Raw genomic sequence first — 7,279 nt, forward strand, 5'->3', positions numbered from 1 at the left:
GCTCGTCTACGGTTGACAACGGAAAGGCCGTCACGCAAGGCGACGGCCAGTCCGAGAATTACGAACGCAGTTTCGCGTCGTGGCCCTGCTTGGCCGCGTCGATCAGGACAGCCATCAGGCCATCGACGACATCGTCTTGCAGGGTGTTTTGAGTATCTTGCAAGCTAATCCGGAAAGCAAGGCTTTTTTCATCCGCTTCCAGACCTTTTCCACGATATTCATCAAATAAAACAATGGCTTGCACGATATGTGCTGCCGGGCTAGCCTTGGCGGCGGCATGCAAGCTGTCGAGCAGATCCTGCACGGCTACCGTTTGCTTGACGACAACAGCCAGATCGCGGCTGACGCCAGGGAATTTCGAGATTTCCTGGTACGCGGGCACGATGCGTTGCGTCAGGGCAGCGGCGTCGACTTCGAACAGCACGGGCGCCAGCGGCAAGTCGTACTTTTGCATCCAGCGCGGGTGCAATTCGCCGATGAAACCGATGACCTTGCCATCGAGTTCCACATTGGCCGAACGGCCCGGATGCAGGGCCGGGTGTTCCGCCTTGGTGAAACGCAGGACCAGCGGCGCGAACAGCGCTTCCAGGTCCGCCTTCACGTCGAAGAAGTCGACCGTGCGTGTAGCCTGGCCCCATTGCTCGTCAGCCACCGCGCCGTAGGCCATGGCCGCCACGCGCTTCGGCTGGGCGTAACCGGCCACCGACAGGGGACCGTTCTCCACGCTGTCGTCGCGCTGGTAGATGGCGCCCACTTCGAAGATGCGCACGCGGTTCGTCTTGCGGTTCAGGTTATAGCGCACGTTGGCGATCAGGCTGCCGATCAGCGAGGAACGCATCACGCTCATCTGGCTGGCGATCGGGTTCTGCAATTTGATCGGATTGGTGTTGCCCGAGAAATCGCGCTCCCATGCCGCATCGACAAAGCTCATATTAACCACTTCCTGGAAGCCCAGGTCGGCCAGTTCATGACGTACCGCAAACAGGGAGCGGGTATTTTCCGGTGCAATCTGCATCACGTTCGCGGCCACGGGCGGCAGTGTCGGGATGTTTTCAAAACCGTACACGCGCGCCACTTCCTCGATCAGGTCTTCCTCGATCTCGATGTCGAAGCGGTAGCTGGGCGAGGTCACGGAAAACACGCCGTCCGCCAGAGTGAATGGCAGGGCCAGGCGCGTGAAGATATCGGCGATCAGCTCATCGTTGAGCGGCACGCCGATGACTTTTTGCGCGCGCGCCGTGCGCATCGATACGGGCTGGCGTTGTGGCAAGTTCACCACGTGGTCGTCGACGGGACCGACGGTCGTTGCCGGCGTACCGCAGATTTCCACGATCAGGGCAGTGATGCGCTCGATGTGCTCGACGGTGGTGGCGAAATCGACGCCGCGCTCGAAGCGGTGCGCCGCATCGGTCGAGAAATTCAAGCGGCGCGCGCGGCCTTGAATGGCGTTCGGCCACCAGAATGCCGCTTCCAGGTAGATGCTGTCCGTATCGTCCGACACCGAGCTGGCGTCGCCGCCCATGATGCCGGCCAACGATTCGATTTCCTGCTCATCGGCAATGACGCCGATCCACTCGTCGACGGCGATGGTGTTGCCATTCAACAGCTTGACGGACTCGCCCGCCTTGCCCCAACGCACGTCGAGACTGCCGTGGATCTTCGCCAGGTCAAACACGTGGCTGGGACGGCCCAGTTCCAGCATGACATAGTTGGAAATATCGACCAGGGCCGACAGCGGACGCTGGCCGCTGCGCTCGAGGCGCTGCTTCATCCAGTCCGGCGTGGCGGCACGGGCGTTCAAGCCGCGGATGACGCGGCCCGTGAAACGGCCGCACAGGTCCGGCGCGCTCACTTTCACGGGCAGGATGTCATCGCTGGAAACAGGCACGGTACGGAACTGCGGCACATTCAGGGGCACGCCCGTCAATGCCGACACCTCGCGCGCCACGCCCAGCACAGACAGGCAGTCCGCCTTGTTCGGCGTCAACTTGATGGTGAATTTCAAATCGTTGAGCGCGAAATAATCGCGGAAATTCTGGCCGATCGGCGCGTCATCCGGCAATTCCATCAAGCCGGCGTTTTCTTCCGACAATTTCAATTCGCGCGCGGAGCACAGCATGCCTTGCGACTCGACGCCGCGCAGCTGGCCCACCTTGATTTCAAACGGCTTGCCATCGGCGCCAGGCGGCAGCACGGCGCCCGCCATGGCGCACACGACTTTCAAGCCCGGGCGCACATTCGGCGCGCCGCAGACGATGTTGAGCATGGTGCCCGTGCCGACATCGACCTGGCACACATTCAGGCGGTCCGCATTCGGATGTTTTTCCATCTCCAGGACCAGGCCCACCACCACGTTCGAGAACGGCGGGGCGACAGGATCGACGTCCTCGACTTCGAGACCGGACATGGTCAGCAGATGGGCCAGTTCGTCCGAAGTCATCTTCGGATCGACCATGGTACGGAGCCAGTTTTCGGAAAATTGCATAATCAAGCCTTCAAAGGGTCAAAGCTCACAGCGCGAGCGCACAGGCGCTCCAGCGCCATGAATCAAACGGAACAACGCTTAGTTGAATTGCTTCAGGAACCTTAAATCGCCCTCGTAGAACAGGCGCAGGTCGTTGATGCCATAGCGCAGCATCGTCAAGCGTTCCAGGCCGGAGCCGAAAGCAAAACCGATGAATTTCTCGGGATCGAGGCCGAAGTTCTTCACCACGGTCGGATGCACCTGGCCGGCGCCCGACACTTCCAGCCAGCGGCCTTTCAATGGACCGGAGCCGAAGGCGATGTCGATCTCGGCCGACGGTTCCGTGAACGGGAAGTACGACGGGCGGAAACGCACTTGCAAATCGTCCGTTTCAAAGAACGCCTTGACGAAGTTCAGGTACACGCCCTTCAGATCGGCAAAGCTGATGTCTTCGGCGATCCACAGGCCTTCGACCTGGTGGAACATCGGCGAATGAGTGGCGTCGCTGTCGACGCGGTAGGTGCGGCCCGGCGCGATGACCTTGATCGGCGGCGTATGCGTGCGCGCATAGCGCACCTGCATCGGGCTCGTGTGCGTGCGCAACAGCAAGGGCTTGCCATCGGTGTCGTTGCCATCGATGTAGAAAGTGTCTTGCATGGAACGGGCCGGATGGTTTTCCGGGCTGTTGAGCGCCGTGAAGTTGGTCCAGTCGTTCTCGATTTCGGGGCCGTCGGCCACGTCGAAACCGATCGAGCGGAAGATTTCCTCGACCCGCTCCCACGTGCGCATCACGGGATGGATGCCGCCAGGCATGCGGCCACGGCCTGGCAGGGTCACGTCGATCGCTTCGGCGTTCAGGCGGCCTTGCATCTGCGCATCGGCCAGCGCATCACGGCGCGCCGTCAGCGCGTCCTCGATCTGCACTTTGACGGCGTTGATCAGGGCGCCCTGCGCCTTGCGCGCGTCCGGGTCCAGCTTGCCCAGGCCCTTCATCATTTCAGTAATCTGGCCAGTCTTGCCCAGGTAGCGGGCTTTGGCGTTTTCAAGTGCGGCGGCGTCTGCGGCGGCGATAAAGTCAGCCTGGGCCGAGACGACGAGTTCTTCTAGGGAGTTCATGCGGCATTTCCTGTTTTGGACATCAATTCTGGACTCGATTATCAAAAGTCCAACAATCAAAAACGGAAACGGGGCATAAGGTTCACACCCCTGCCCCGCTCTTTATGACGTCACCCTACGGATGACGTTGTGCAATCACCGATGCTTACGCAGCGATTTTTGCTTTAACTGCGTTGACAATCGCAGCGAATGCTGGCTTGTCCATCACAGCCATATCGGCCAGGACTTTACGGTCCAGTTCGATATTTGCTTTTTTCAAGCCGTTCATGAATACGCTGTACGTTACGCCATGCTCACGGGAAGCGGCGTTGATACGGGCGATCCACAGGCGGCGGAAAACGCGTTTCTTGTTGCGGCGATCGCGGTAAGCGTATTGGCCAGCGCGCATAACTGCTTGCTTGGCAACACGGTATACACGGCTGCGGCGACCACGGTAGCCTTTAGCTTGTACAAGAATCTTTTTATGACGGGCACGAGCTGTAACCCCACGTTTTACTCTAGGCATAGTAACTCCTTATATTGAGTGTGAGATTAAGCAGTCGGCATCATGCGGTAGACGGATTTCACGTCAGACGCAGCGACATTGGTGGTACCGCGCAGAGCGCGTTTCAGCTTGGTGGTTTTCTTGGTCAAGATGTGGCGTTTGAACGCATGACCACATTTGACAGTACCACCTGGACGCACGCGAAAACGTTTTTTCGCAGAGCTTTTGGTCTTCATTTTAGGCATAGCAATCTGTCCTCTTACGGACAGCTCCATTTATAACAGGATTGCAGGTGGCAACACGACGCTGCGCTTAGATGCCTGCTTTCACATGCTGTGCAGCGGATGCGAGTCCGCTACAGTTCGCGCGGCCCGGACATTGCTGTCAGGGCCGCGCAAATTCTGCCTGGAATCTGGTGCCGCACCAAGACTGGCGCAAATCACGTCGACTCACAGTAAAACGCTATTGTAGCTTACTTCTTCTTCTTAGGCGAAAGAACCATGATCATTTGGCGGCCTTCCATCTTCGGGAACTGCTCGACCTGGCCGTACGGCTCCAGATCGGCTTTCAGACGTTCCAGCATGCGGAAGCCAATATCCTGGTGCGCCATCTCACGGCCGCGGAAACGCAAGGTAATCTTGGTTTTATCGCCGTCCTCAAGGAACTTGATGAGATTACGCAACTTGATATTGTAGTCACCATCATCAGTCCCCGGACGGAATTTGACTTCCTTCACGAGGATGATCTTTTGCTTCAATTTGGCTTCGTGAGCTTTCTTTTGCTCCGAATACTTAAATTTGCCGTAGTCCATCAAACGGCACACCGGAGGCTGCGCGGTAGGCGCAATTTCCACCAGATCGACGTTTGCCTCTTCCGCCAGGCGGAAGGCTTCAGCCAAACTTACGATACCGAGTGGCTCGTTATCGACCCCGCTTAAACGCATTTCAGGGGCAGTGATTTCGCCATTGATGCGATGTGACTTGTCAGTAGCTATTGTAATTTCCTTTAAAAATCTTGTAAGACGGTCGTGCAGCGAGTTTCCTCGTCAGGCCTTGGTGTCGACTTCATGTTTGAGTCGCTCAATCAGGGCATCGACGGACATGACGCCCAGATCGACATTGCCCCGCGCCCGCACGGCCACTGTATTCGCATCCCGCTCTTTGTCGCCAATTACTAAGATGTAAGGCAATTTTTGTACGGAATGTTCACGTATTTTATAGGTAATCTTCTCGTTACGCAAATCAGCCTGTACGCGCAGCCCCGCTTTGCGCAGTTTTGTTGTAACTTCCTGTACATAGTCGGCTTGAGCGTCGGAAATATTCAACACCGATACTTGTACCGGCGACAACCACAGCGGCATGGCGCCCGCATAGTGTTCGATCAGGATGCCGATGAAACGTTCCAGCGAACCGACGATCGCGCGATGCAGCATGATCGGCACCTGGCGCGTATTGTCCACTGCCACGTATTCGGCGCCCAGACGGCCCGGCATCGATGGATCGATCTGCACGGTACCCACTTGCCATGCGCGGCCCAGGCTATCCTTCAGGTGGTACTCGATCTTCGGACCGTAGAACGCACCCTCGCCCGGCAATTCCGTCCATTCCACGCCACAGGCGCGCAAGGCCGAACGCAAGGATTCTTCGGCGAAATCCCACGACTCTTCCGTACCGATGCGGTTATCCGGGCGCAAGGCCAGCTTCACATCGATATTCGTAAAGCCGAACGCCGTATACACATCCATCGCCTGCTGGTGGAACGCCGTCACTTCCCCGGCGATCTGCTCTTCCAGGCAGAAGATGTGGCCATCATCCTGCGTAAAGCCGCGCACGCGCATCATGCCGTGCAAGGCGCCCGACGGCTCATTGCGGTGGCACTGGCCGAACTCGCCGTAGCGCAATGGCAGGTCGCGGTAGCTGCGCATGCCATTGTTGAAAATCTGGATATGGCCAGGGCAATTCATCGGCTTCAGCGCATAGGCGCGGTTTTCCGATTCCGTGATGAACATGTTTTCACGATAATTGTCCCAGTGACCGGTTTTTTCCCACAGGCCACGGTCCAGGATTTGCGGCGCCTTGACTTCCTGATAGCCATTGACCTGATACACATTGCGCATGTATTGCTCGACTTGCTGCCAGATCGACCAGCCCTTCGGGTGCCAGAAGATCAGGCCTGGCGCTTCTTCCTGGAAATGGAAGAAATCGAGCTGCTTGCCCAATTTGCGGTGATCGCGCTTTTCCGCCTCTTCCAGGTTGTGCAGGTACAGCTCCTGGTCTTCCTTCTTGGCCCAGGCCGTGCCATAGATACGCTGCAGCATCTCGTTTTTCGAGTCGCCGCGCCAGTAGGCACCGGCCAGCTTCATCAGCTTGAAGACTTTCAGCTTGCCCGTCGATGGCACGTGCGGGCCGCGGCACAAGTCCGTGAACTTGCCTTCGGAATACAGCGACACTTCCTGGTCGGCAGGGATCGAGCCGATCAGCTCCGCCTTGTACGCCTCGCCGATACCCTTGAAGTATTCGATGGCTTCGTCGCGGGCCACAACCTTGCGCGTGACTTGCTCGTCCTTCTTGGCCAGTTCCGCCATTTTCTTTTCGATCGCCGTCAAATCTTCGGGCGTGAACGGACGCTTGTAGGCGAAGTCATAGTAAAAGCCGTTGTCGATCACGGGACCGATGGTCACTTGCGCATCCGGGAACAATTCCTTGACGGCATACGCCAGCAAGTGGGCCGTCGAGTGGCGAATCACTTCCAGGCCATCGGCATCCTTGTCCGTGACAATCGCCAGTTCCGCGTCTTGCTCGATCAGATAGGAAGTATCGACCAGCTTGCCGTCGACCTTGCCGGCCAGGGCAGCCTTGGCCAGGCCGGTACCAATATTGGCCGCAACCTGGGCCACGGTGACCGGGCCGTCAAATTGACGGGCGGAACCATCGGGAAGTCGGATTGTAAGCATATTGATCTCCATATCGGCGCTGGCGCCAGGTAAAACTGCGATGTGATGGGTAAAATAACTGAAAGGAAAACGCAGACGCAAAAAAACGCGGACTAGCCGCGTTTTTCACTTTCCTGAGACAAAGGAAACCCGTTCGACTAGCGTCACTCCCAAAGCCTGGTAGTAGTTCGCGGTGTCATAACCGGTTTTACCTTTCTCTCTAACTGCATTCTGGTGGGCGGTGAGGAATTCGAATCCCCGACCCCTTGGATGTCGACCAAGT

Annotated in this window: 6 protein-coding genes; all 6 read right to left on the reverse strand. The window is 57.7% G+C overall.

The features are described 5' to 3' along the window. Positions 1-58: 58 nt before the first annotated feature. The 6 genes from pheT to thrS all read right to left on the reverse strand — a co-directional run bounded on the left by pheT (position 59) and on the right by thrS (position 7,017). Positions 59-2,485 (reverse strand): phenylalanine--tRNA ligase subunit beta, encoded by a 2,427-nt coding sequence (gene pheT, locus AC54AF_RS06785; protein WP_496635916.1) that lies wholly within the window; start codon positions 2,483-2,485, stop codon positions 59-61. A 78-nt stretch (positions 2,486-2,563) separates the two neighbouring features. Then, complete coding sequence (gene pheS, locus AC54AF_RS06790) at positions 2,564-3,580, reverse strand: phenylalanine--tRNA ligase subunit alpha (RefSeq protein WP_034751917.1); 1,017 nt, start codon at positions 3,578-3,580, stop codon at positions 2,564-2,566. A 145-nt stretch (positions 3,581-3,725) separates the two neighbouring features. Next, complete coding sequence (gene rplT, locus AC54AF_RS06795; protein WP_010399214.1) at positions 3,726-4,085, reverse strand: 50S ribosomal protein L20; 360 nt, start codon at positions 4,083-4,085, stop codon at positions 3,726-3,728. Positions 4,086-4,111: 26 nt separating this feature from the next. Next, positions 4,112-4,309 carry a 50S ribosomal protein L35 gene (gene rpmI, locus AC54AF_RS06800; protein WP_010399216.1) on the reverse strand — a complete coding sequence of 66 codons (198 nt, stop codon included), beginning with the start codon at positions 4,307-4,309 and terminating at the stop codon, positions 4,112-4,114. A 227-nt stretch (positions 4,310-4,536) separates the two neighbouring features. Continuing rightward, positions 4,537-5,097: a translation initiation factor IF-3 gene (gene infC / locus AC54AF_RS06805; RefSeq protein WP_205711303.1), complete on the reverse strand. Its 561-nt coding sequence runs from the start codon at positions 5,095-5,097 to the stop codon at positions 4,537-4,539. A gap of 12 nt (positions 5,098-5,109) precedes the next feature. Beyond that, positions 5,110-7,017, reverse strand: coding sequence for a threonine--tRNA ligase (gene thrS / locus AC54AF_RS06810; RefSeq protein WP_070280420.1), 1,908 nt, complete (start codon positions 7,015-7,017; stop codon positions 5,110-5,112). Positions 7,018-7,279 lie beyond the last annotated feature (262 nt).

The organism is Janthinobacterium sp. JF4, assembly GCF_059617925.1.